A 650-nucleotide genomic window follows, 5' to 3' on the forward strand; every position below is an offset into this window, starting at 1 on the left:
AAAACCTGGGCCTTCTGCTTGGCAATCAGCAGCATGCCAAGACCGGCGGAGTCGATAAACTCAACGCCGCTCAGGTCGAACTCGTAGGAGCCGACTTTGTTCTTCAAAAGCTCATCCAGGAATTCTTTGTACTCCCGATGAAACTTAAAGGTCAGCCGACCTGTGATCTTAATCTTCGCGCTATTGTCTTTGATATCGACTGTATATTGCATCGGGTCCTCGAATGAGTCATTTCGGCAGTTTTACGCGCTGCCGACACACTGTCCCCAGCAGGTCATACCCCTTGCTTTCGCATGGATAGCGCCTGCCCCTTCATGTTGTGCGCTTTTTCGCCTCGGAAGGCAACCAAACTTAGCAACTGCCCACAATTTAAGGCAAAAAAGCCCTTAACTTCTAGGAGATTCAGCCTCTTCCGCGAGTTTATAGCGAGTCATGAGAGGGGCCTGCGTTAACGCGAACAGCATAACAATTGGAATGAAACCGAAAGTCTTCAGTGTAACCCATTGATCGGTCGTCAAAACCCGCCAAGCAATTTCATTGAGGCCTGCGAGGAAGACAAAGAAGATGGCCCAGCGCCAGGTTAACAATGTCCAGCCCTGTTCCTGAAGGGACATCATCGGCCCGAAGACGACGCGCAAGGGTTGGCGGCC

2 protein-coding genes are annotated in these 650 nt (G+C 51.2%); both read right to left on the reverse strand.

What is annotated here, in order from left to right; all coding sequences use genetic code 11:
- On the reverse strand, nucleotides 1–212 hold a 212-nt coding region (locus VZ95_RS21025; RefSeq protein WP_045777607.1), incomplete at its 3' end, for an STAS domain-containing protein.
- A 174-nt stretch (nucleotides 213–386) separates the two neighbouring features.
- On the reverse strand, nucleotides 387–650 hold a 264-nt coding region (locus tag VZ95_RS21030), incomplete at its 5' end, for an inner membrane-spanning protein YciB (protein WP_045777608.1).

Origin of the sequence: Elstera litoralis (genome assembly GCF_000963705.1) — a bacterium.
Lineage (GTDB): Bacteria > Pseudomonadota > Alphaproteobacteria > Elsterales > Elsteraceae > Elstera > Elstera litoralis.